The sequence below is a fragment of the Bradyrhizobium manausense genome (assembly GCF_018129685.1).
GTDB classification, from domain to species: Bacteria; Pseudomonadota; Alphaproteobacteria; order Rhizobiales; family Xanthobacteraceae; genus Bradyrhizobium; species Bradyrhizobium manausense_D.
Window position 1 is genome coordinate 100109 of record NZ_JAFCLG010000006.1, and the last position, 23332, is coordinate 123440.

At 64.5% G+C, this 23332-nt stretch carries 20 protein-coding genes; 9 read left to right on the forward strand and 11 right to left on the reverse strand.

Features of this window, described 5'->3' with window-relative positions; all coding sequences use genetic code 11:
- Positions 1 to 147: 147 nt before the first annotated feature.
- Positions 148 to 2163, reverse strand: a complete 2016-nt coding sequence (locus JQ621_RS17075; protein ID WP_212235844.1) for an acetyl-CoA carboxylase biotin carboxylase subunit — start codon at positions 2161 to 2163, stop codon at positions 148 to 150.
- Between the two features lie 176 nt (positions 2164 to 2339).
- Positions 2340 to 3422 (reverse strand): zinc-binding metallopeptidase family protein, encoded by a 1083-nt coding sequence (locus tag JQ621_RS17080; protein ID WP_212235845.1) that lies wholly within the window; start codon positions 3420 to 3422, stop codon positions 2340 to 2342.
- A gap of 203 nt (positions 3423 to 3625) precedes the next feature.
- Here JQ621_RS17080 and JQ621_RS17085 point away from each other — a divergent pair, with 203 nt between their 5' ends.
- The 3 genes from JQ621_RS17085 (at position 3626) to JQ621_RS17095 (ending at position 8007) form a co-directional block, all read left to right on the forward strand.
- Positions 3626 to 6103 (forward strand): hybrid sensor histidine kinase/response regulator, encoded by a 2478-nt coding sequence (locus JQ621_RS17085; RefSeq protein WP_212235846.1) that lies wholly within the window; start codon positions 3626 to 3628, stop codon positions 6101 to 6103.
- A 184-nt stretch (positions 6104 to 6287) separates the two neighbouring features.
- Positions 6288 to 6728 carry an EamA family transporter gene (locus JQ621_RS17090; RefSeq protein WP_212235847.1) on the forward strand — a complete coding sequence of 147 codons (441 nt, stop codon included), beginning with the start codon at positions 6288 to 6290 and terminating at the stop codon, positions 6726 to 6728.
- Between the two features lie 28 nt (positions 6729 to 6756).
- Positions 6757 to 8007, forward strand: a complete 1251-nt coding sequence (locus JQ621_RS17095) for an arsenic transporter (protein ID WP_212235848.1) — start codon at positions 6757 to 6759, stop codon at positions 8005 to 8007.
- Between the two features lie 10 nt (positions 8008 to 8017).
- On the opposite strand, the gene JQ621_RS17100 is transcribed toward JQ621_RS17095, so the two are convergent.
- Together JQ621_RS17100 and JQ621_RS17105 are read right to left on the reverse strand one after the other, a co-directional pair.
- Positions 8018 to 9382 (reverse strand): MFS transporter, encoded by a 1365-nt coding sequence (locus JQ621_RS17100; RefSeq protein ID WP_212235849.1) that lies wholly within the window; start codon positions 9380 to 9382, stop codon positions 8018 to 8020.
- A 41-nt stretch (positions 9383 to 9423) separates the two neighbouring features.
- Entirely contained in the window at positions 9424 to 10191 is a 768-nt protein-coding gene (locus tag JQ621_RS17105; protein ID WP_212235850.1) for a GntR family transcriptional regulator, read from the reverse strand.
- 175 nt (positions 10192 to 10366) lie between these two features.
- On the opposite strand from JQ621_RS17105, the gene JQ621_RS17110 reads away from it, so the two are divergent.
- From JQ621_RS17110 to JQ621_RS17120, 3 genes are read left to right on the forward strand one after another with little or no spacing between them, the layout of a single operon-like run.
- On the forward strand, positions 10367 to 11566 hold the full coding sequence (locus JQ621_RS17110) for a mandelate racemase/muconate lactonizing enzyme family protein (protein ID WP_212235851.1): 1200 nt from the start codon (positions 10367 to 10369) through the stop codon (positions 11564 to 11566).
- Positions 11567 to 11578: 12 nt separating this feature from the next.
- A complete protein-coding gene (locus tag JQ621_RS17115) occupies positions 11579 to 12346 on the forward strand; it encodes an SDR family oxidoreductase (RefSeq protein ID WP_212235852.1) in 768 nt (255 codons plus the stop codon).
- Between the two features lie 22 nt (positions 12347 to 12368).
- Positions 12369 to 13400, forward strand: a complete 1032-nt coding sequence (locus tag JQ621_RS17120) for an L-idonate 5-dehydrogenase (RefSeq protein WP_212235853.1) — start codon at positions 12369 to 12371, stop codon at positions 13398 to 13400.
- Between the two features lie 108 nt (positions 13401 to 13508).
- Here the strand turns inward: JQ621_RS17120 and JQ621_RS17125 are convergent, their stop codons facing one another.
- On the reverse strand, positions 13509 to 14492 hold the full coding sequence (locus JQ621_RS17125; RefSeq protein WP_212235854.1) for a VOC family protein: 984 nt from the start codon (positions 14490 to 14492) through the stop codon (positions 13509 to 13511).
- 146 nt (positions 14493 to 14638) lie between these two features.
- Between JQ621_RS17125 and JQ621_RS17130 the strand changes: the two genes are divergently transcribed.
- Positions 14639 to 15430 carry a DNA-binding transcriptional regulator gene (locus tag JQ621_RS17130; protein WP_212235855.1) on the forward strand — a complete coding sequence of 264 codons (792 nt, stop codon included), beginning with the start codon at positions 14639 to 14641 and terminating at the stop codon, positions 15428 to 15430.
- Between the two features lie 96 nt (positions 15431 to 15526).
- Here JQ621_RS17130 and JQ621_RS17135 read toward each other — a convergent pair whose 3' ends face one another.
- Together JQ621_RS17135 and JQ621_RS17140 are read right to left on the reverse strand one after the other, a co-directional pair.
- Positions 15527 to 16537, reverse strand: a complete 1011-nt coding sequence (locus JQ621_RS17135) for a cytochrome P450 (RefSeq protein WP_249125349.1) — start codon at positions 16535 to 16537, stop codon at positions 15527 to 15529.
- A gap of 186 nt (positions 16538 to 16723) precedes the next feature.
- On the reverse strand, positions 16724 to 17872 hold the full coding sequence (locus tag JQ621_RS17140) for an ABC transporter substrate-binding protein (protein WP_212235857.1): 1149 nt from the start codon (positions 17870 to 17872) through the stop codon (positions 16724 to 16726).
- Positions 17873 to 18082: 210 nt separating this feature from the next.
- On the opposite strand from JQ621_RS17140, the gene mhpA reads away from it, so the two are divergent.
- Both mhpA and JQ621_RS17150 read left to right on the forward strand, forming a co-directional pair.
- Positions 18083 to 19579: a bifunctional 3-(3-hydroxy-phenyl)propionate/3-hydroxycinnamic acid hydroxylase MhpA gene (gene mhpA / locus JQ621_RS17145; RefSeq protein WP_212235858.1), complete on the forward strand. Its 1497-nt coding sequence runs from the start codon at positions 18083 to 18085 to the stop codon at positions 19577 to 19579.
- A gap of 24 nt (positions 19580 to 19603) precedes the next feature.
- The gene (locus JQ621_RS17150) at positions 19604 to 20455 is read left to right on the forward strand and encodes a fumarylacetoacetate hydrolase family protein (protein WP_212235859.1); all 852 of its coding nucleotides are present in this window, start codon (positions 19604 to 19606) and stop codon (positions 20453 to 20455) included.
- A gap of 77 nt (positions 20456 to 20532) precedes the next feature.
- Here JQ621_RS17150 and JQ621_RS17155 read toward each other — a convergent pair whose 3' ends face one another.
- The 4 genes from JQ621_RS17155 to JQ621_RS17170 form a co-directional block, all read right to left on the reverse strand.
- Positions 20533 to 21375: a hypothetical protein gene (locus JQ621_RS17155; protein WP_212235860.1), complete on the reverse strand. Its 843-nt coding sequence runs from the start codon at positions 21373 to 21375 to the stop codon at positions 20533 to 20535.
- 197 nt (positions 21376 to 21572) lie between these two features.
- Positions 21573 to 22064: an SRPBCC family protein gene (locus JQ621_RS17160; protein WP_212235861.1), complete on the reverse strand. Its 492-nt coding sequence runs from the start codon at positions 22062 to 22064 to the stop codon at positions 21573 to 21575.
- Between the two features lie 2 nt (positions 22065 to 22066).
- Positions 22067 to 22471, reverse strand: a complete 405-nt coding sequence (locus JQ621_RS17165) for an ArsR/SmtB family transcription factor (RefSeq protein ID WP_212235862.1) — start codon at positions 22469 to 22471, stop codon at positions 22067 to 22069.
- A 131-nt stretch (positions 22472 to 22602) separates the two neighbouring features.
- Positions 22603 to 23307 carry an SDR family oxidoreductase gene (locus tag JQ621_RS17170; RefSeq protein WP_212235863.1) on the reverse strand — a complete coding sequence of 235 codons (705 nt, stop codon included), beginning with the start codon at positions 23305 to 23307 and terminating at the stop codon, positions 22603 to 22605.
- Positions 23308 to 23332 lie beyond the last annotated feature (25 nt).

A 23332-nucleotide genomic window follows, 5' to 3' on the forward strand; every position in this document is an offset into this window, starting at 1 on the left:
AGGACCCATTACTCCAACTGTACATTGTCGCAGAAGATGATGGCTACGATCTCCGTCCACAACTGCCCCTTGGGGTAATGGGTCCTGGATCGGCTTTCGCTCCGCTCACTTGTCCAGGACGACATTGGGCGATAGCCGAGACCAGCCTTACGCAAACTCCAGGATCAGCGCGTCCACCGCGAGCGTCGCGCCGGCGCTGGCGTGGATCTTCTTCACGGTACCGTCCCGCTCGGCGCGGAGCACGTTCTGCATCTTCATGGCTTCGACCACGGCCAGCGTCTCGCCGGCCTTGACCTCCTGCCCCTCGGCCACTGCGATCGAGACGATGAGGCCGGGCATCGGACACAGCAGCTTCTTGCCAGTGTCGGAGGCCGTCGTCACCGGCATCAGCCTTGCCGAGGCAGCTTCCGCCTCGGTCCAGACGTAGACTGATACCTCGACACCCTGATGCGCAAGACGAATGCCGTTGGCGATCGGACGCGCCTGCACCGCGATGACGTGACCATCGATGGTGCCCTGCCAGACCGGATCGCCCGGCTTCCATGCGGACTGCAGCAGATGCGCATGGCCGGCCTTGCCATCGGCGTCGACGAAGCAGATCGCAATCACATCGCCCTCGCGGGCAACCTCGAGCAGGATCTCCTGGCGGTCGAGCCAGACCGCGCGGCGGCGTTCGCGCTGCACGACGCGTCCGCCCATCTGGCCGGAGATCTGCCGCTTGCGTTCGCCGAGCACGTGATCGATGGCGGCGCCGACGGCGGCGATGCGCCGCGCGACCTCGCCTTCCGGCAGGCGCGGCGCGAAGCCGCGCGGGAATTCCTCGGCAATGAAGCCGGTCGACAGATTGCCCTCGCGCCAACGCGGATGGTTCATCAGCGCCGACAGAAACGGAATGTTGTGCCTGATGCCGTCGACATAGAACGCATCGAGCGCAGTCGCCTGCGCCTCGATCGCCGCGGCGCGTGACGGTGCATGCGTAACGAGCTTGGCGAGCATCGGATCGTAGTGGATCGAGATCTCACCGCCCTCCTGCACGCCGGTGTCGTTGCGCACGGTGATGCCGTCCTTGCTCATTTCCGCAGGCGGACGATATTTCACCAGGCGCCCGATCGAGGGCAGGAAGTTGCGGAACGGGTCTTCGGCGTAGAGGCGCGATTCCACCGCCCAGCCGGTCAGCGTGACGTCCTTCTGCGCGATCGCAAGCTTCTCGCCGGCGGCGACGCGGATCATCTGCTCGACGAGGTCGACGCCGGTGATGAGCTCCGTGACGGGATGCTCGACCTGGAGACGGGTGTTCATCTCCAGGAAGTAGAAGCTCTTGTCCTGGCCTGCGACGAACTCGACAGTGCCGGCGGAATCGTAGTTCACGGCCTTGGCCAGTGCGACCGCCTGCTCGCCCATCTTGCGGCGGGCGACCTCATCGAGCAGCGGCGACGGCGCCTCCTCGATGACCTTCTGGTTGCGGCGCTGGATCGAGCATTCGCGCTCGCCGAGATAGATGACGTTGCCGTGCTTGTCGCCCAGCACCTGGATCTCGATGTGGCGGGGCTCGACGATGAACTTCTCGACGAAGACCCGATCGTCGCCGAACGAGGCCTTCGCCTCGGCCTTGGCGAGATTAAAACCTTCGGCGACCTCGGCCCTGGAATGCGCGATGCGCATGCCCTTGCCGCCGCCGCCGGCGGAGGCCTTGATCATCACGGGATACCCGATCTCGTCGGCGATCTTGACCGCGTGCTTGTCGTCCTCGATCACGCCGAGATAGCCCGGCACGGTCGAGACCTTGGCCTTCGCGGCCGCCTTCTTGGATTCGATCTTGTCGCCCATCGCAGCGATCGCGCCCGGGTTCGGGCCGATGAAGACGATGCCGGCGGCTTCCAGCGCGCGCGGAAACGCCTCGCGCTCGGACAGGAAGCCGTAGCCGGGGTGCACGGCCTCGGCGCCCGTCCTGCGGCAAGCCTCGACGATCTTCTCGATCACCAGGTAGCTCTCGGCCGCGGCGGGCGGGCCGATCAGCACGGCCTCGTCGGCCATCTCGACGTGGAGGGCGTCGCGGTCTGCCTCGGAATAGACGGCGACCGTCTGAATTCCCATCTTGCGGGCGGTCTTGATGATCCGGCAGGCGATTTCGCCGCGGTTGGCGATCAGGATGCGTTTAAACATGATTTTCTTGAGCTTCGTCCCTTGGGCGGGACCCCACCCGGGGCCTTGGCGGGCCGAGCGGACGGGGCCGTATCCTGCCGTGGTACATCAAAATGGGCCGGAGGCAACGGGCAAAATCCCACCCGCTCTGGCGTACCAGCGCAAGACCGGAACGGGTCCGGTGAGCCCGGCGGGCGCTATTGCTTTCCGGCCCCGGTCCTGCCCTTGGCCACGCCACGGACCAGGCTATGGATGAAGCCCAGTTTGGCGACCACGGCCGGCGACAGGATGAAGGGATAGAGATCGCGCAGGCCCATGGCGCGGTTGACGCTGTTCAGGGCGAAGGTGAACGGCAGCCATGCGTCGACGATCGCCTGAACGTCCCGCGCCTCGTAGGGGTTGAAGCGGATCCGCGTGGACAGCTCCCCGTCGCGGTCGACCTTGGGCCGCACCTCCATTCCGAACTCCGAGGCCATCTCGAGGGTGTCGACGATGTGAAGGTAATGCGCCCAGGTTTCGGCGAAATCTTCCCAGGGGTGCGTGGTGGCGTAGGCCGAGACGTAGTTCTGCTGCCAGTCCGGCGGCGCCCCTTCGGCATAGTGACGCTGCAGCGCCTCGCCGTAATCGGCGGAATCGTCACCGAACACCGCCCGGCATTCGTCGAGTCTGCCGCCGTCACGCACCAGCACGTCCCAAAAATAGTGCCCGACTTCGTGGCGGAAATGGCCGAGCAGCGTCCGGTACGGCTCGCCCATCTCCAGCCTGCGCCTCTCGCGCTCGATGCCATCGGTCTCGGTGAGCGCGATCGTGATCAGGCCGTTGTCATGGCCGGTCAGGATCTTTTGCCCGCTGTTGGGATCGTCGGCGAGGAAATTGAAGATGAGGCCGTGCGCGGGATTGTCCTGCCGGGTCTGCAGCGGCAGATTCCAGCGGATCAGCGAATAGAACAACCGGTGCTTCGCCACCTCCAGCTCGCGCCAGCCGGCGAACTGCGCGGGGTCGGAGAGGTCGGGCACGATGCCGTTGTGACAGCAGGCGCGGCAATAGCCGGTGGTGTCGTCCATATCCGTCAGCCAATTGCAGGAATCGTACTCGGCATTGCGGCACAGCATGCGACTTTCGCCCTTGCCTGCCAGAGTCTTCCAGCCCTCTCCATCAGGCTCGATCGCCGACATCGTCTCCTTCTCCGGCAGGAAGGCGACCCGGTGGCCGCAGCGTTCGCAGGCACGGTTCTCGAAATAGAGGACATTGCCGCAGTCCTGGCAGACAAAGAGCTTCAAGGTTTAGCCTCTCGGGAAAGGGAGTCTTGCTGATATCATTGTGGCGCCCCGCAGATACGCGCACCGCGGCTCATCGTTCCTTCGTCAGGAACAAATTGCCAGCCCCGGCGTTCGAAGTCATACCCGCAACACGGTGTTTCATCATCTATTCCCCATTGAGCAATGGCTATCACGCTCTGTATGTGTGAATATCGGCCCGGCACGTGCGCTCCCGCATCACAACGGCCGACGCCTTGAACGATCCAAAACCCGAGACCCAGGCCGCCGAAAGGCTGCGCCAGCACCTCGACGAAATCGCCCGCGAGCGCGACAACGCCCATCATGCGCTCCAGGAGCGCGAAGCCGAGCTCGCGCGCATCCAGCGCATCGGCAAGGTTGGCGGCCTCGAGGTCGACTTTCGGGCAGGCTTCAAGAACCGCCGTTCGCCGGAATATCTGATGATCCACGGGCTGCCGCCCGAGGCCGCCGACGAGACACATGAGAACTGGGTCAGCCGCATCCACCCTGACGACCGCGACGTCACCGTCCAGCATTTCTTCGATGCGCTGGCCGGCACCAGCGAGGACTACACCGCCGAGTACCGCATCATCCGCCCCAGCGACGGCGAGACGCGCTGGATACGCGTCGTCGCCAAGGTCGAGCGCGACGTCGACGGCCGCGCCATCCGCCTCGTCGGGGCCCATATCGATATCACCGATCAGGCCCTTGCCCGCGCGACCTTGCGCGAAAGCGAGGAACGCTTCCGCCTGATCGCCGACAGCGCGCCGGTGCCGATCTGGGTGACGAAGCTCGACCGCACGCGCTCCTTCGCCAACCAGGCCTATGTCGATTTCGTCGGCCTTCCCTACGAGCAGGCCATCGCCTTCGACTGGCGCAAGGTACTGCATCCGGACGACCTGCCGCGCGTCTTGCAGCAATCGGTCGAGGGCGAAGCCTCGCTCAAACCCTTCGTGCTCGAAGCGCGCTACAAGAACGCCAGCGGCGAATGGCGCTGGCTGCGCTCCGAATCGCAGCCGCGCTGGGACCCCACCGGCAAGCATATCGGCTTCATCGGGGTCGCCCACGACGTCACCGTCGCCAAGCAGGCCGAGATCGAGCTGCGAAGGCTCAATGAGACGTTGGAGGAGCGCATCACCGAACGCACCACCGAGCTCGAATCCAACGAGGCACGGCTGCGCGCGATCTTGGAGACCAGCAACCAGTATCAAGGCCTCGTCAACCTCAAGGGCGAGCTGCTCTACGCCAACAAGACTGCGCTCGACGACATCAAGGCTAGTCCTGCAGACGTCATCGGCAAGCCGTTCTGGGACACGCCCTGGTTCACCGGCACTCCCGGCATGAGCGCCCTCGTCCGCCAAGCCTTCGACACCGTGCTGAAAGGCGAAGCGGTGCGGATGGAGATGCGCCTGCACTTGCCGATCGGCGAGCGCGATTTCGAATTCGGCATGCGTCCGGTGCTCGACCGCCACGGCAACATCACCGGCGCAGTGCCCGAGGCCGTCGACATCACCGAGCGCCGTCGCGGCGAGGAAGCGCTGCGGCACTCGCAGAAGATGGAGGCGATCGGCCAGCTCACCGGCGGCGTCGCGCACGACTTCAACAACCTCCTCACCATCATCCGCTCGGCGACCGACTTCCTGCGCCGCCGCGAGCTGCCGGAGGAGCGGCGCCGCCGCTATGTCGATGCGATCTCCGACACCGTCGAGCGCGCCTCGAAGCTGACCGCGCAGCTGCTGGCCTTTGCACGCCGGCAGCCGCTGAAGCCGCAGATCTTCAATGTCGGCAGCCAGGTCGAAGGCGTGGCGCAGCTGGTGCGACCACTGGTCGGCGGCCGCATCGAGATCGTGGTCGAGATCGACGATGCCGACTGCTTCACGGTCGCCGACATCGCGCAGTTCGAGACCGCACTGATCAATCTCGCCGTCAACGCCCGCGACGCCATGGACAGCGAAGGCCGGCTCACGATCGCCGTGCGCAAGGTTCAGGGCATCCCGAGCCTGCGGGCGCAGTCGGCGCGCGGCGGCGATTATGTCGCGATCTCGGTGGCGGACACCGGCAGCGGCATCGCGCCTGAAAACATCGACGCCATCTTCGAGCCGTTCTTCACCACCAAGGAGGTCGGCAAGGGCACCGGCCTCGGCCTCAGCCAGGCCTTTGGATTCGCAAAACAGTCCGAGGGCGACATCGCCGTGACCAGCACGCCCGGCAAGGGCGCGACCTTCACGATCTATCTGCCGCAGGCGCAGAGCCCCGCCGCTGAGAAGGAAGCGGCGTCGCTCTCCAGCGAAGGAGCCACCACCGGGCGCGGCTATCGCGTGCTCGTGGTCGAGGACAATGACGATGTCGGCCAATTCTCCACCGAGCTCCTGGAAGACCTCGGCTACCTCACCCGCCGCGCCGCCAACGCCAATGCCGCGCTCGCCATCCTCGGCGAGAATGAATTTGCGGTTGATCTCGTCTTCTCCGACGTCATCATGCCTGGCATGAACGGCGTCGAGCTCGCCGGCATCATCCGCGAGCGCTACCCCGGCCTCCCAGTGGTACTGACCAGCGGCTACAGCAACGTGCTCGCTGAAAACGCCCATCGGGGATTTGAATTGATCCAGAAGCCATATTCGGTGGAATCGCTCTCGCGCATCCTGCGCAAGGCGATCACGGAAAAGCTGCCGGTGGCACGGTGAGTGCGAGCCAGGAATTTCGCCGTCGTCCCGGCCAAGGCCGGGACCCATACCCCCAAGGAAGAAGCTTTACACGAGACGGTCATTGGCGATCTTCGCCAAACACCTTTTCGTGGTTATGGGTCCCGGCCTTCGCCGGGACGACGATTGAATGCTAGGCTACAGTTAGCCCCACAAAAGAGCCCCCATGAAACCCGCCCTCTTCTCCGCCTGGCAAACCTGGGCGCTGCTCTCCGCATGTTTCGCCGCGCTGACCGCGATCTTCGCCAAGGTCGGCGTCGAGAACATCAATCCGGACCTCGCCACCTTCATTCGCACCATCGTCGTGCTGCTTGCCTTCGCGGTGCTGCTGTTCTTCACCGGGCAGTTCGCCGTCCCCTCGGCCGTGTCGTCCAGGACCTGGTTGTTCCTGATCCTGTCGGGGCTCGCGACGGGCGCGTCATGGCTGTGTTACTTCCGCGCCCTGAAGCTCGGGCCGGCGACACTGGTGGCGCCGATCGACAAGCTCAGCGTCGTCCTTGTGGCCCTCTTTGCTTTCGCCTTTCTCGGCGAGCGACCGACCGCTCAGGGTTGGGTCGGGATCGCCATGATCGGCGCCGGTGCGGTGCTGCTGGCGGTCAAGTTCTAGGGCACGAACTCATGGACAAGGATTGAACGTGCCGTCTGACGCCATCTGGGCCTGGAGCATCATCGTCGCCGCGACCGCCTGCGTCATCATTCGCCCCTTTCGCCTGCCCGAAGCGATCTGGGCCGTGCTCGGCGCCGCCGCTTTGGTATTGCTCGGCTTCTTGCCGTGGCAGGATGCGCTTGTCGGCATCGAGAAAGGCGTCGACGTCTATCTTTTCCTGATCGGCATGATGCTGATCGCCGAGTTGGCGCGGCTTGAAGGCCTGTTCGACTATCTCGCAGCGCTCGCCGTGGAATATGCCGCCGGCTCGCCGCAGCGGCTGTTCCTGCTAATTTATGTCGTCGGTACGGTCGTGACCGTGCTGCTCTCGAACGATGCCACCGCGATCGTGCTGACGCCGGCGGTCTATGCCGCGACGCGCGCGGCCGGTGCCAAACCGCTGCCTTATCTGTTCGTCTGTGCCTTCATTGCGAACGCCGCGAGCTTCGTGCTGCCGATCTCCAATCCGGCCAATCTCGTCGTGTTCGGCGCGCGCATGCCGCAACTGACAGAATGGCTGCGCCTGTTCGCCCTGCCCTCGATTGCCTCGATCCTGCTGACTTACATTGTGCTGCGCCTCACCCAGCACCGGACGCTGAAGGACGAGACCATCGCGCGCAGCGTGCCCCATCCAAAACTCGGCCGCGGCGGCAAACTGACCGCCATCGGCATCGTCGCAATTGGCGTCGTGCTGGTCGCGGCCTCCGCGCTCGACACGCAGCTAGGCCTGCCGACCTTCATTTGTGGCGTCGTGACGGCCGCGATCGTGCTGCTGATCAGCCGCCAATCGCCTCTGCCCGTGCTCGGAGGCGTGTCCTGGAGCGTGCTGCCGCTGGTCGGCGGACTCTTCGTGATGGTCGAGGCGCTGATCAAGACCGGCGTGATCGGGCAGCTCAGCGCGCTGCTCCATCAGGCCGTTGAACAATCCGCGACGAAGGCCGCCTGGAGCGTTGGCATCGCCACTGCCATTGCCGACAACGTCGCCAACAATCTGCCGGTTGGACTCGTCGCGGGCTCGGTTGCCGGCAGCGATCATCCGCCCGCATTTGTCGTCAGCGCGATCCTGATCGGCGTCGATCTCGGCCCCAATCTGTCGGTGACCGGCTCGCTTGCGACCATTCTCTGGCTGGTCGCGTTGCGGCGGGAGAAGATCGAGATCGGCGCCTGGCCGTTCCTCAAGCTCGGCATGCTGGTGACGCCGCCAGCCCTGATCGCGGCATTGGCGGCCGCGATCAGTTAACTGGCAGAGTTTAGTCGTTCTCGTAACCGTAGACTTCCGGCAGGATGAAGATGGCGGCACACAATCCGATCAGCGGGAAGATCGCGACGAACAACGTGGCGTTGGCCTGGCCGATCGCCGCGAACAGCGACGGGAACAGGAAGATCGCCAGGAACGACGGCAGCTTCACGAACATGTAGGCGAAGCCGCTGGCAGTGCCGCGATATTTCGGCTTGGCCACCATCGTCGGGATCGTCATGCAGTTCGACGCATCCCAATAATGGCCCCACAGCATGGCGGCGGCCGCGAACGGCAGCAACATCTTGTTGTCGGTGTAGAGCGCAAAGGCTGCGACCAGGAGCGAGGCCAGCACGATCGAAAAGCCGGCGATCGCGATGCCGCGATGGCCGATCTTCGGCGTCAAGAGCGGGCCGACCCAGCCCGACACTGCGGCGAAGCAGAACAGCGCCATGGTCACGAGGTTGTTGCCGAGCACGCTCGACACGCCGACCATGACGAACAGCACCGGCAGATAGAACGCGAAGGTCGAGAACTCGCTGCCTTGCGCGAAGCAGGCGATCCAGCCATAGATCGTCGCGCGCCAGCGGATCGGGTCCTTCCGGAGATCCGCGATGAAGTCGCGGGTCGAGACCTTCGGCATCACGACGTCCTGGTCGGGCAGCATGGCGAGATCGTCGTTGAACATCTCGCACGCGACCTGCTTGGCCTCGCGGAAGCGCCCCTTCTGCACCAGCCACACCGCCGTCTCCGGCACGTCGTGCCGCATGATCAGGATGATCAGCGCCGGCACCGCACCGAGGCCGAGCGTCACGCGCCACAGCGTCTCGTGGTGGAGGTCGAGCAGCAGGAAGATCACGATGACGCCAATGGTCAGGACTTCGCCGACGGCGAACATGAACTGCCAGCGATTGCCCATCACCTCGCGCTCACCCTTGGCCATGGATTCCATGATGTAGGTGTAGCCGGTCGAAATGTCCGAACCGAGCGGGACGCCGAGCAGGAAGCGGATCACGACGAGCCAGGTGACGTTCGGCACGAAGGCTTGCGCGAGCGCCAGCACGATGAACATCACCATAGTGATCAGGAACATGACGCGACGGCCGATCTTGTCCGACAGCCAGCCGCCGAGCAGTGCGCCAATCAGCGCACCGCCCTGCGTGCCTGCTGCGGCAAGGCCAAGCATCAATGGATCGGGATTGTATTGCTCCTTGATGAAGATGAGCACGAAGGCGATGGAATAGAGATCCCAGGCCTCGACCAGGATCGAGGCCATCATCAGCCAGCCGACCTTGTTGCCCTTGGGGCTGTAGTTCGTGATGAGGTAGCGGACCGCGGCTTCGCTCGCGGTCGGTTGTGGCATGGCCATCGTTGACATGTCTGGTCCTCTCTTCAAAACGCCTTGCGTGCCGGATGGTTCTAAGCGCCGAGCAACGGCTCAATGCTGCAATCGAGCAGGCGCGGATCGATCCCGGTCTCCATGCCCGTGAACATCTGGCCCATGTAGTCGATCAGCGCATCGCTCGCCTTGACGGCATCCTCCACGCGGCGGTTCGCAACTGCATTGAGAATACCGAGATGATGGTCGATCGTTCCTGAGAGATCTTGCTGGCCAGGCATGAAGCGGTGGTGGATGTAGCCGATGCGGCGATACAGCGTGTGCAGCGGCCGCAGCGTATGCACCAGGAACGGCTCGCCTGCAGCCTCCAGCACCAGCGCATCGATGCGGCGGTCGATGCTGTTGAACTCGTCCAGGGTCAGGGTTGCGCGGCGCTCGCGCAGCAGGCGCTCGATGTGCAGCGCCTGATTGCGATGCGAAAGGCTGGCACGATCCGCTGCAAGGCGAACGACAAAGCGCTCCATGTCGCGGCGCAGGGCCAGCAGCATGCGCTCGCGCGCCAGATCGATCGGCGCGATGTGCAGACCGTGGCGCGGACGGATGATGATGAGCGTGTCGGCTGAGAGACGATTGACGGCGTGATGCACCGGCGTGCGGCCGAAGCCGGTGATATGCTGCAATTCCAGCATGGTCATGAACTGACCGGGCTTGAGCTCGCAATGAACCAGCAGCTCCTCGATCTTCTGATAGGCCAGCTCGAAGAAGTTGAGACGATTGCGCCGCGAGGGCCTACCCTCGCCGTCGTCCTCTGATCTCACCACCTCGAGCGCGCGCTTGCGCCGTGCCATGTTGTCCTCCCGGCCGCCCGAGCTGTCGCTCGCAAGGCGCGCCCTATTAGTGGCACCCTTAAAACATGTTGTGATATATTACAAGCAGGCGTAAGAATCCCGAACCTCTGCGGCATGCTGCAGTGCGGAATGAACAAGACCGGCGCGAAGCGCCTGCGATGGGAGGACAGTTGTTGTGAAGATCACGTCGATCGAGACGCTGCGCACCGAGGAATTCTCCAACGTCATCTGGGTGCGCGTTCACACCGACACAGGCATGATCGGTCTCGGCGAGACTTTCTACGGCGCTGGCGCAGTCGAAGCGCAGATCCACGACACCTTTGCCGGCCGCCTGCTCGGCCGCAATCCCCTGCATATCGAGGCGATCCATCGCGACATGCTGAACCTGCCGATGGCGCAGTCGTCCACCGGCGTCGAATATCGCGCGGCCTCCGCGATCGACATCGCGCTGTGGGATCTGTTCGGCAAGGTCTGCAATCAGCCGGTGCACCAGATGCTCGGCGGCCTCTGCCGCGACAAGCAGCGCATCTACAACACCTGCGCCGGCACGCAGTACGTCCGCTCCACCAATATCAGCCCCGTGGCGAACTGGAATCTGGGCGCCAACAAGGGTCCCTATGAAGACCTCGACGGCTTCATGAACCGCGCCGATGCGCTCGCCGAAAGCCTGCTCGAAAGCGGCATCTCGGCGATGAAGATCTGGCCGTTCGATCCGGCCGCACAGGAGAACAAGGGTCTCTACATCACCGCCGCTCAGATGAAGCAGGCGATCGAGCCGTTCGAGAAGATCCGCAAAGCGGTCGGCGACAAGATGGAGATCATGGTTGAGCTCCACTCGCTGTGGAATCTGCCGACCGCAAAACAAATCGCGCGCGCGCTCGAGCCGTACAAGCCGACCTGGTACGAAGATCCGATCCGCATGAACTCGCCGCAGGCGCTGGCCGAATACGCCCGCTCGACCGACGTCTGGGTCTGCGCCAGCGAGACGCTGGGCTCGCGCTTCCCCTACAAGGACATGCTCGACCGCGATGCCATGCATGTCGTGATGGCCGACCTGTGCTGGACCGGCGGCCTCACCGAGGGCCGCAAGATCGCGGCGATGGCCGAGACCTATCACCGGCCCTTTGCGCCTCACGACTGCATCGGCCCGATCGGCTTCATCGCAGCCATCCACATGTCGTTCAGCCAGCCCAACACGCTGATCCAGGAATCGGTGCGCGCTTTCTACAAAGGCTGGTACAATGAACTCGTCACCACGATGCCTACGATCAAGGACGGTTACGTCTTCCCGATGGAAGGCCCTGGCCTCGGCGTCGATCTTCTGCCCGCCGTCTTCGAGCGCTCCGATCTGATCGTGCGCCGTTCCAACGTCTGAGGATTATTTGAGATGAGCACCGCCCTCTTCGACCTTTCCGGCCGCACCGCGCTCGTGACCGGCTCTTCCCGCGGGCTCGGCCGCGCCATCGCCGAAGGCATGGCCAAGGCCGGCGCCAGGATCATCATCAACGGCGTCGATCCCAAGCGCGTTGAGCAGGCCGTCGCCGAATTCCGCGCCGCCGGCCATCAGGCCGAGGGCGCCGCCTTCAACGTGACCGACGAGCCCGCGATCGTCGCAGCCTTCGACGACTTCGACAGACAAGGCATTGCCGTCGACATCCTCGTCAACAATGCCGGCATCCAGCATCGCAAGCCGCTGGTCGAGTTCACCACCGACGAATGGCGCAAGGTGATCGAGACCGACCTCACCAGCGCCTTTGTGATCGGCCGCGAGGCCGGCAAGCGCATGATCCCGCGCAGGCGCGGCAAGATCATCAATATCGGCTCGCTCGGCAGCGAGCTCGCCCGCCCGACCATCGCGCCTTACACCGCAGCCAAGGGCGGCATCAAGAACCTGACCCGATCGATGGCGGTGGAGTGGGCCCAGCACGGAATCCAGGCCAATGCGATCGGCCCTGGATACATGCTCACCGACATGAACGAGGCGCTGGTCAACAACGCCGACTTCAACAACTGGCTGATGGGCCGCATCCCCTCCAAGCGCTGGGGCAAGCCGGACGAGCTGGTGGGCGCGGCGATCTTCCTCGCCTCGGATGCTTCCACCTATGTCAACGGCCAGATCATCTATGTCGATGGCGGCATGATCGCCGCGATGTAATTGGGAACACCGAGGAACACCTATGCGCGCCGTCGTCATCCACGCCCCGAAAGACCTCCGGATCGACAACTACCCCGACACCGAGCCCGGCCCGGGCGCGGTCCGCGTCAAGATCGCCAACGGCGGTATCTGCGGCTCCGACCTGCACTATTACCATCACGGCGGCTTCGGCGTCGTGCGCATCCAGCAGCCGATGGCGCTGGGGCACGAGATCGCCGGCGTGGTCGCGGCGGTCGGCGACGGCGTCACCAGCGTCAAGGCCGGCACGCGCGTCGCGGTCAATCCGAGCAAGCCGTGTGGCCAGTGCCATCATTGCCAGGAAGGCATGCGCAACCAGTGCCTCGACATGCGCTTCCTCGGCAGCGCGATGCGCTTCCCCCATGTGCAAGGCGGTTTTCGCGAGTTCATCACGGTCGATGCGGCGCAGGCGGTGCCGATCTCCGACAAGCTGTCGCTGGCGGAAGCTGCGGTCGCCGAACCGCTGGCGGTGTGTCTGCATGCCGGCAAGCAGGCCGGCCCCCTGCTCGGCAAGCGCGTCCTGATCACCGGCTGCGGACCGATCGGCGCGCTGATGATCCTGGTCGCGCGCTTTGGCGGTGCTTCCGAGATCGTCGTCACTGACGTCGCCGACGCGCCGCTGGCCGTTGCCAAGAAGCTCGGCGCCACGCACGCCATCAATGTCGCGACCAATGCCACCGCGCTCGATCCCTGGCGCGCCGGCAAAGGCGTGTTCGACACGCTGTTCGAAGCCTCGGGCAATCAGGCCGCGCTGCGCACCGCGCTCGACGTGCTCCGTCCCGGCGCGACGATGGTGCAACTCGGCCTCGGCGGCGAGATGACGCTGCCGATCAATTCCATCGTCGCCAAGGAATTGCAGCTTCGCGGCACCTTCCGCTTCGACCCGGAATTCGAGCTCGCGGTGCGGCTGATGGGCGAAGGCCTGATCGACGTCAAGCCGCTGATCACGGCGACCATGCCGTTCGAGAACGCGGTCGCCGCGTTTGAATTGGCCACCGACCGCTCGCAATCGATGAAGGTGCAGCTGACGTTCTAAAGCGCGATGAGATTTGGATGAATCGTCACCGCGCTTTAGCTTGTTGTTTGCGCATGATCTTTCCGGAAAACCGCTTCGCACTTTTCCGGATCATGCTTTAGGGCGCTCTCATTCGCGCGCGATCACCTGGTCCAGCCAGGCGCAGTTCAGCGGCGGCACGCGCGGATCGGGGACGCGTACGCCGCGCGCGGCCGCATCCATCCGCATCTCGCGCAAGCGCTTGCGCTGCTCCTCCGGCATGTTGAGACGCTCGTGGCCCCACAGCGACGGACCATCGAAGGTCTCGTGCGGCTGCCAGGTCGCGGGGTCGATGATGCGCCCGCCCCAGCCATATTCGATGAAGAAGCCGGACGGCGTGTTCACATAGAACGAGGTCATGTGGTCGTTGGTGTGCCGTCCCAGCGTATAGACGATGCGGCCGTCTTCGAGCTGCGCGAGGTCGTAGCCCTGCCCGACATCGTCGAGGCTGCCGAGCTCGACCATGAAATGATGCAACGCCTTGCGCCCGGAGCCCACCATCGCAAAGGAGTGATGGCGGCCGTTGACGTGGAAGAAATAGAGCCCATACGGCTTCAGCCCGAAATCCGACACGTGAAAGCCGAGCACGTCGCGGTAGAACGGCAGCAGCGGCTCGACATCCTCGACGTTCAACACGACGTGACCCATGCCGAGCGCGCCGGTTCTGAAGCCCGAGATGGGGCGGCCTGGCTGGAACGGCTCGGTCGCAAGCTCCGGCTTGCAGAACGCCTCCAGCCGGTTGCCGGCGGGATCAGCGAACGCGATCAGCTCGCCGACATGCCGCTCATCGGCGAGCGCGCGCGAGCCGCGCGCGACCTTGACGCCGCGGCTCTCCAATCGCCCCGCGAGTTGATCCAGTTCGGCAGTCGATGGAACTTCCCAGCCCATCACCGCAAGGCCGGCATCGCTACTGCCATCGACGATCAGCCTCTGCTTGCGATCGTCCATGCGGAACGCGCGCATCTTGCCGCCGCGATCGACCTGCTGCATGCCGAGCAGCCCGGTTGCCATCCGGCTCCACTGTTCGAGCTGCGATGAATTGATGCCGACATAGCCGAGCGCGGTGATTTCCATCGAATTCCTCCCGAAGGCACCGCACTCGCCGCAGTGCGGCGAACTTGATACCGGCCGCGCGCGCTCTTACGGTGCGTTCCGCAATCGCCTCGCGTTCGCAAAGACGATAATAGCGAGACCGTCGGCCACAAGGGAGGAAATACGAGGTGTCCAAGGAGCGGACGCGGAACGGCCAGCCGCGGCAGTCGGAAGGCGTCCGCGCCTTCAAGCGCGGGCTGGACGTGCTGCAGGAGGTCAACCGCTCCGGCGGCATCCGCGCCGGCGATGTGGCCCGGGCGCTCGACCTGCCCCGCCCCACCGTCTACCGCCTGCTCGAAACGCTGGAGGAGCTCGGCTACGTCGCCCGCAGCGCCAGCGACGACCGCTTTCGCGTCACCCGGCTCGCCCTCAGCCTCGGCGATGGTTACGACCCCGGCGTGGTGATCTGCCAGGCGGCGGCGCCCTATCTCGCCGAGCTCAGCAAGGCCCTGGTCTGGCCGGTCGATCTCTCGACTTACGAGAACGCCGCCATGGTGGTGCAGGAAACCACCCATTCCCGCAGCCCGCTCTCGATCGACCGTGGCATGATCGGCAAGCGCCTCCCGATGCTGCGCACCTCGGCGGGCCGCGCCTATCTCGCCGCCTGCCCGGTGCGCGAGCGCGACCTCATCGTCAGCCATCTCCGCCGCATCGACGAGGCCGACGACCGCCCCTTCCTCGATCAGGGCCGCCTCGACCGGATGATCGCCGAGACCGCCGCGCGGGGTTACGCCATTCGCAGCGAAGGCGAATACAATCCGAAGACGGCATCGATCGCCGTGCCGATCGTGCGCGAAGGTGTTGTCTATGGCTGCATCTCCATCATCTGGATCCGCTCAGCGCTGGGCGTAGAAGAGGCCGTGGCGCAGTTCGTCGGCCCGATGCGCGAGACGTCCGAAGCGATTCCGGTCAGCCCCTAAAGCGCGATGAGATTTCCATGAATCGTCATCGCGCTTTGACTGTTGTTTGCGCATGATCTTTCCGGAAAACCGCTTCGCACTTTTACGGATCATGCTTTAGCTCACCCGCACGGGCAAGGATGTGAGCCCCCGCAACACGTTGTTGAGCGCCAGCACGGGTTCGCCGATATCGAAGTGACGGACCTTCTCGACCAGAACTTCGAGAAGCGCGGTCATCTCCAGCCGGGCCAGATGCAGGCCCGCGCACATATGGGTGCCATTGCCGAACCCGAGATGATCGCTGGCACGACGGCGCACTTCGAAGCGCTCCGGCTCCTGCCACTTCCGCTCGTCGCGATTGGCTGATGCATAGAGCAGCAGCACGCGGCTTGCTTTTGGGATGGTGACGTTCCCGATCGTCGCCTGATCGGTCAGATGGCGGGTAAATCCGCGAATAGGAGATTCAAGGCGCAATGCTTCGTTGATCGCCCCCGGAATCAGGGCGGGGTCTTTGCGCACCAAATCCCATTGATCGGGGTATTTTCCGAACAACAGGATCAGATTCGCCGTCGCAAAGATCGTGGTATCGAGGCTCGGTCCCAGATAATCGCGCATCAGAACCGGACAGCGTTCCGGTTCGACGTCTCCACGGTCCGCGGCCTCGAAAATCCGGTCGCCCCAACTGCCCGGCCGCAAGCGCTCGCGGATCGCGGAACCGCCAAGGTACTGACGCATGTCCTGCACGTCAGCCATGGCCGCGCAGCCGCGATCATTCATCGCACCGAGGACGTTGAACGTCGCCGACGCCCATCGCAGCATGCTGCCGCGTCCGTAATCCTCGAGACCCACGAGCTTGGATACGATCGTCAGCGGCAGGTGCTGCGCCAGATCTGTCACGGCGTCGAACCGCCCCCGGCTCACGAGATCCTCAACGAGGCGCCGTGCTTCGGCCCTGATCTCCGGCCCGATCTGCTCCAGGGCTCTCGGCAGCAAGGGAGCTGCTATGATCGCACGCAACCGGTCGTGCAGCGGCGCATCGCTTGCGAGTGTCGTGCCTTTCGAGATCTCGTTGACGCGATCGTTGGCGGCAACGCCTTGCGCCGAGGAAAACAGGCCGGGGTTGCGCAAGGCCGCGCGGACATCCTCGAAACGGCCGATCGCGTAGAGCCCGTTGCGCGGGAGCCAGACGGCCGCACCCAGATCGCGCAAAGCGCGATAGTGCTGATAGGGTTGGCGCAGGACGTCGTCGCCGTACAGGTCGACGTCATAGACTGGACATTCCGTTACGGGCATCGTCCCGCTCCTTCCTGCCGCTCAGCGCACTGCAATCCATTCGCCCTTGTCGAGCTTGCCGAGCATCAAGGCGCTCTGGTCCAGCCCCGTGTGGTCGTTCGGCCCGTAATTGTAGACACCGCGCGATCCCGCGACGCCCCTGAGCCCCTCGATCGCGCTTCGCAGCCCCTCTCGAAACTCCGCGGTTCCGGGCTCTCCCGCCTTCAATGCCGCAGGCACCGCACGCTCGATCAGAATCAATGCGTCATAGGCAGAACCCGCAAAGATGTTGCGGCTGCCGGGTCCGAATTTGGCCTCATAGCGCTGGATGAAGTCGAGCGCCGCTGTCTTCGCCGGATAGTCGTCCGGGAATGACGCAGCGCCCACTGCCGGGCTCAGCGGCACGAGAATGCCGTCACCCTGCGCGCCGGTCAGCTTGCGGAAATCGCCGAATGTGGCGCCGAGCGTGCCGTAAATCTGCCCCTCATATCCCTTCTCCCGCAATTGCAGCAGCGGAAGCGCGGCCGGTGCGCCCGAGGCCGCAATCAGCACCGCATCCGGCTGGGCCGCGATCACCTTGAGGATCTGGCCAACGACCGTGGTATCCGTCCGTGCATATTTCTCGTCGGCGACGAGCTCGATCCCGGCGGCCGCGCACATGTCGGCGCTGACCTTGCTCCAGGCATCGCCATAGGAGTCGCCAAAGCCGATCAGCGCAAGCTTCCTGACGCCGGTCTTCTTCATGTTCGCAAACAGCGGAGCCGCCTCGTGATCGTCGTTTGTCGTGGTCTTGAAGATCCAGCGCCGCCTGGCATCGACCGGGGCGACCAGCGCGTTGACAGGCGCAAGCGTGATCATCGGCAACTTGTACTCGACCGCCGGATCGATCGTAGCGAATGAGCCCGGCGTCGAGGTCGGTCCGACGAGGATATCGATCTTGCTCTCTTGGTAGAGCTTCCGCAGCGCGGCCACCGCTGCGGTACTGTCCGACGCCTCGTCGAGGAAGAGATAGTTGACCTTCTTCCCGGCAATCTCTTTCGGACCGAAAATCGTGCCGTTCCGCTCGGCATTGCCGATGGCTGCAGCTGGTCCGGTTGCCGAGAGGATGATCCCGACATTGATATCGGCAGCGAGCCCCTGCGCTGCGTAGAGTTGCATCGCAAGGCACACGCCCAGCATGGATCGCAGCATCGCCGTCTCCTCCGGTCGGCTGCGCACGGGCAGCCTGCACTTTATTGCCGTTGCCTTTGACTTAGCCCCAACGAGCCTGTCACGCTTAGCGCTATCATCGAATTGTCCGGCTGGTGGACAGCCCGCTAACATGCGTGCGGTCGTCCGCTGGGCGGACACTTGGCGCGGCGGCATTGATGCTGCGGCGCGGGTTGGGGGAGAGATAGCCCCATGCAAGATAAATCTGTCCCGGAAGAGTTTGACGTCGTAATCGTCGGCCGTGGCCCGGTCGGCGCCACGCTGGCCAACCTGCTCGGCCTCTGCGGCGTACGGACGCTGGTGCTGGAGCGCGAGGCGCGGACCTACCATCTGCCGCGCGCGGTGCATTTCGACGACGAATGCATGCGGGTGTTCCAGACCATTGGCCTTGCCGATGCGGTCCTACCCCGCGTCATCCTCAGTCCCGGGATGCGGTTCCTCGACGCCGACGGCAAGATGCTGCTGGACTGGTCACGGCCGCAGACGCTGACGCCGATGGGCTGGAATCTCAGCTACCGCTTTCACCAGCCGGATCTGGAGGACGTGCTGATCGGCGGCCTCGCGCGCTGGCCACACGTCACCATGCGCAATCGCTGCGACGTCTTCGCCCTCGATCAGGACGAGCATGGCGTGCGCGTCCGCTACGAAGACCTCTCCAACGGCAGGCTCAGCGAGGTCCGCGCCGGCTATGTTATCGGCTGCGATGGCGCGCGCTCTCTCGTGCGCCGCTTCATCGGCTCCGGCATGGACGACCTCGGCTTCCACGAGCGCTGGCTGGTGATCGACGTGCTGCTCAAGCGCGCGCGTGACGATCTCGGCGATTACAGCCTGCAGTATTGCGATGTCAGACGTCCCGCGACCTATGTCCGCGGCACCGGCACGCGCCGGCGCTGGGAGATCACGGTCCTCCCCAATGAGGATTCGAACGACGTCGCTCAACCCGCAAAGGTCTGGGAGCTGCTGTCGCGCTGGATCACACCTGAGGACGCCGAACTCGAGCGCGCCGCGGTCTACACTTTTCACTCCGTCATCGCCCAACAATGGCGGAACCGCCGGCTGCTGCTTGCGGGCGATTCAGCGCACCAGACCCCGCCGTTTCTCGGCCAGGGCATGTGCGCCGGCATCCGCGATGCCGCCAATCTTGCCTGGAAGCTCGCGAACGTCATTCGCGACGGCGCCGATGCCAGCCTCCTCGACACCTATCAGAGCGAACGCCAGCCGCATGTGCGCGCGTTCATCGAGCTTGCCATTCGTCTCGGCGGCGTCATCAACACCACGGCGATCGAAGCGGGTCTCGCAGCCGGCCAGGCCCGCGAGAATGCGCCGGTCAAGCTCGAGGTGAAAAAGCCCCTGCTCGGCCCGGGGCTTGCGCTCGACGACCTGCCCCTCGCCGGACATCTCGCACCGCAGTTCACGCTGAAGGACGGCAGCCGCGGCGACGACTTCGTGGGCTACAGCCATGTCCTGCTTGTCGAGAGCGCGGTGCGTCCGGCATTTTCGCCAGCGGGGATCAGGGTTCTGACCAGCGACGATGCCCAGGACATCGGCCCGTGGCTGCGTGAGCACGGCATCGCTGCCGCGCTGGTCCGCCCGGACCGTTACATCCGCGGCACCGCCCGCAACGATGCCGAGTTCGACCGCCTCATCGCCACCGTCACGTCTCCAACCCATGTGCCGTCCGCGGCCTGACTGAACACATCTCAAGGATCTCTCATGAAGTTTCTCTCGTTCATCGCCAACGGCCACGCCTCGTTCGGGGCCGTCAAGGACAACGGCGTCGTCGATGTCGGCACGCGCATGGCGCCCTGCTCCACGCTGCGGCAGTTGCTCGAAGCGGGCCGCATCGCGGAGGCGGCAAAGCTGGTCGCTTCCACCGCGCCCGATCATCGGCTCGATGCCATCAGCTTCGCGCCTGTCATCCCCGATCCCGGCAAGATCATCTGCGTCGGCCTGAATTATCGCGACCACGTCGCTGAAACCGGCCGCACCGTCACCGAGAAGCCGGCGCTGTTCGTCCGCTTCCCCTGCAGCCAGGTCGGCCATCTCCAGCCCATCGTGAAACCGAAAGTGAGCGACGATTTCGACTATGAAGGCGAACTCGCGCTTGTGATCGGCAAGCAGGGTCGCCACATTCCCGCGCGCGGCGCGCTCGATCATGTCGCCGGCTATGCCTGCTACAACGAAGGCAGCATCCGTGACTGGCAGCGCCACACCAGCCAGTTCCTCTCCGGCAAGACCTTTGCGGAGAGCGGCAGCTTTGGCCCGTGGCTGGTGACGGCGGACGAGATCCCAGACCCGTCGAAGCTCACGCTTCAGACCCGCCTCAACGGCGCCGTGGTGCAGAACACGACGACGGATCTCCTGATCACAGGCATCCCCGACCTGATCGCCTACATCTCGACGATCTGCCCACTCGACCCCGGCGACGTCATCGTGACGGGCACGCCCGGCGGCGTCGGCCTCAAGCGCACGCCGCCCCTGTGGATGCGCCCCGGTGACACCGTCGAGGTCGAGATCTCCGGCATCGGCACCCTGCGCAACAAGGTCATTGCCGAGGCAGCGTGACGTTCGCAAGGCGACGCCCGCGCTTTCAAGCGAACTGGGCACCGGTTCGCATGAAGAAAACGCGTCAAACTGAAGTCTCAGGCCAGATAGCGGGTGAGATAGCCTTCCATGGCGTAGAGCGCGCAGAGCGCAAGGCTCGACCACACGGCGGCACTGAAATAGAGGAACATCCAGGTCAGCTCGCCCTTCCAATGCGCGATGTCGTGGGTCACCACCCATCGCGTCGAGACATCGTGCAGGCCCTCGAGGAAACCGAGGAACCTGCCGCCCTCGGCATGCCCGGCCCGCCAGCGGCTGAGATACATGGGAACGTCGACGGTGACGAGGAAGGCGAGGAAGCAGGCGATGCCGACAACGCCTGACATCAGCGCCCAGCGCACCGGCCCCTGGAATTCCGGCACCAGGCGGCACAGCGCGAGTCCCGCGAGGAAGAACGTCACCGCCCAGAGCGAGTTCTCGATCGCGTTGAACAGGAAGTTGGTCGTCACCACCGCGTACCAGGAGAAGCATTCCGCGATGATGATAACAGGCACGATCACGAGCGCGATGTTCACCGCGGTCCCAGCGCCGGTCATGTTGCCGAGCTGATGCAGGATGATCGCCCATTGCGCGGCGAAGCAGACTTCGGCCACGGTCGCGACCGTGCGGCCGACGAAGACGCTCGACAGCCAGGTGTCGAACAGGCAGATGCGCTGCACGTCGGCGCGCGGTAGCACCGAGCGGAAGGCGCAGCCGAACACATACCCCGCGCAGAGCAGGAACATCAGCCCGATATCCGAGCCGCCGCCGATGCTCCCGGCCACGCTCGGATAAAACTCGCGGTACAGCATGAACCAGACGAGAATGTTCGCAGCGCTGACCAGCGTCAGGGAGCCCCACCACCACGCCAGGGGATTAGACCGTGCCTGCCACTGCAACATGAACCGCTCCGTCGTAGTCATACTGACATTCAACAGTAGCAATTCTGTCATAAATCTGTCGTTCCGTGCGACAAAAATTTGCGTGACGGCACTGTCATAATTCGCCCCGCGCGCGGTCATATTCGCGCAGGCGCCCGGTTTTTTTGGGCTTTTTTCGGGGGCGCCATTCCGTCGGCGCCCCCGAATCGCGCAGCGCCCTACTTCCTCAGCCCGCCAACATAGGCCGCGAGCTTGTCCAGCGTCTGGTAGCCGTACTCGACGGCGCCGAAGCCGATCATGCCGTCGCGCTGCTCGGTGCTTGCAGCCAGCTGGCGCATCATCAGCACGGTCTTGCCATTGGCCTGCTCGGCGAAGGTGATGGTGAAGCGGAACATGCCTGGATCCTCGTCCCGATCGTCTCCGTGGTCCATCTCCATGAAGGACGGCCGCTCGATGCGGAGGAAACGCATGCGGTTCGGATAGACGGTGCCGTCAGGGCCGATCATGTTGAAGCGCCAGACGCCGCCGACCCGAACGTCGATCTCGAAAGTCTCGATCTTGAACCCCTTCGGCCCGAACCATTGCGGCAGGTGTTTTGGATCGGACCACGCCTCGAACACCAGATCGCGCGGCGCGTCGATGACGCGCGACATCACGATCTCGCGGTCGATCGACCATTGCGACAGGGCAGCGTTGGCGGCATTCGTCATCGTCAGGCACCTTTCCGTTTGCTTGGCTTGATGGTTGTCTTCCCTGCCGTTTTGGACGGCCGCTTGGCGGCCGCCCTCTCCTTCTTGAGCTTCATCACGTAAGCCTCGAAGCGGTCGAGCCGCGCTTCCCAGATCGCGCGCTGATGCTGGAACCAGTCTTCCGCACCGACGAGCGCTTCGGGAATGAGCCGGCAGGTGCGCACGCGGCCCTCCTTCTCAGACTGCACGAGCCCACACGTCTCCAGCACGTGGATGTGCTTCATGAAGCTCGGCAGTGCCATCTCGAAGGGCTCGGCGAGCTCGCCGACCGAGGCCTCGTCGGTGCACAGCCGCATCACGATCGCCCGCCGCGTCGGATCGGCAAGCGCCGCGAAGACCTGGTCGAGCTGGGATAATTGGTTAGCCATGAAGCTAACTATAAGGCGACGCCGGCCCTGCGTCAACAATTGTTAGCCTACGGGCTAAGTTTTTCGTCGAGAGGCAAAAGTGGAAACTTGGCGGATGGCTCAAGCGAGGCCAATGCCCCGGATCGAGCGCCTCACACCGAGCGCGTCAGCCCGCCGTCGACGCGGATGTTCTGGCCGGTGATATAGGCCGCTCCGTCGGACGCAAGGAACGACACCGTCGCGGCGATCTCCTCGACCTTGCCGTAGCGCTTCAGCGGCACGCTGTCGCGGCGTGCGTCCGTCTGCGGCAGGCTGTCGATCCAGCCGGGCAGCACGTTGTTCATGCGGATGTTGTCGGCCGCATGGGTGTCGGTGAAGATCTTCGTGAAGGCGGCAAGGCCCGCGCGGAACACGGCCGAGGTCGGAAACATCGCGCTCGGCTCGAACGCCCAGGCGGTCGAGATGTTGATGATGGCACCGGCCTTCTGCGCCTGCATCACCGGCGTCACCAGCCGGGTCGGACGGATCACGTTGAGCAGATATGTATCGAGGCCGATGTGCCACTGCTCATCGGTAATCTCGGTGATGGCCGCACGCGGGCCGTGGCCTGCGCTGTTGACGAGCACGTCGATGCGACCCCATTTCGCCAGCGCGCCGTCGACGAGACGCTTCAGATCGTCATTGGACTTGTTCGAGCCCGTGACGCCGAAGCCGCCGAGCTCGGCCGCGAGCGCTTCGCCCTTGCCGGAGGACGACAGGATGGCGAGGCGAAAGCCGTCGGCCGCAAGCCGCCGCGCGGCCCCTGCTCCCATGCCGCTGCCGCCTGCGGTGACGAGTGCGACCTTCTCTGCTGCCATGATCAGATATCCCCGTGATAGCGTT

Excerpts from the sequence above, each read along its gene's own strand:
- JQ621_RS17125 (WP_212235854.1), bottom strand. The coding sequence starts at position 14,492 with ATGGAAATCACCGCGCTCGGCTATGTCGGCATCAATTCATCGCAGCTC.
- JQ621_RS17120 (WP_212235853.1), top strand. The coding sequence starts at position 12,369 with ATGCGCGCCGTCGTCATCCACGCCCCGAAAGACCTCCGGATCGACAAC.
- JQ621_RS17165 (WP_212235862.1), bottom strand. The coding sequence starts at position 22,471 with ATGGCTAACCAATTATCCCAGCTCGACCAGGTCTTCGCGGCGCTTGCC.
- JQ621_RS17155 (WP_212235860.1), bottom strand. The coding sequence starts at position 21,375 with ATGTTGCAGTGGCAGGCACGGTCTAATCCCCTGGCGTGGTGGTGGGGC.
- JQ621_RS17105 (WP_212235850.1), bottom strand. The coding sequence starts at position 10,191 with ATGGCACGGCGCAAGCGCGCGCTCGAGGTGGTGAGATCAGAGGACGAC.
- JQ621_RS17100 (WP_212235849.1), bottom strand. The coding sequence starts at position 9,382 with ATGTCAACGATGGCCATGCCACAACCGACCGCGAGCGAAGCCGCGGTC.
- JQ621_RS17075 (WP_212235844.1), bottom strand. The coding sequence starts at position 2,163 with ATGTTTAAACGCATCCTGATCGCCAACCGCGGCGAAATCGCCTGCCGG.
- mhpA (WP_212235858.1), top strand. The coding sequence starts at position 18,083 with ATGCAAGATAAATCTGTCCCGGAAGAGTTTGACGTCGTAATCGTCGGC.
- JQ621_RS17115 (WP_212235852.1), top strand. The coding sequence starts at position 11,579 with ATGAGCACCGCCCTCTTCGACCTTTCCGGCCGCACCGCGCTCGTGACC.
- JQ621_RS17150 (WP_212235859.1), top strand. The coding sequence starts at position 19,604 with ATGAAGTTTCTCTCGTTCATCGCCAACGGCCACGCCTCGTTCGGGGCC.
- JQ621_RS17160 (WP_212235861.1), bottom strand. The coding sequence starts at position 22,064 with ATGACGAATGCCGCCAACGCTGCCCTGTCGCAATGGTCGATCGACCGC.
- JQ621_RS17090 (WP_212235847.1), top strand. The coding sequence starts at position 6,288 with ATGAAACCCGCCCTCTTCTCCGCCTGGCAAACCTGGGCGCTGCTCTCC.
- JQ621_RS17170 (WP_212235863.1), bottom strand. The coding sequence starts at position 23,307 with ATGGCAGCAGAGAAGGTCGCACTCGTCACCGCAGGCGGCAGCGGCATG.
- JQ621_RS17140 (WP_212235857.1), bottom strand. The coding sequence starts at position 17,872 with ATGCTGCGATCCATGCTGGGCGTGTGCCTTGCGATGCAACTCTACGCA.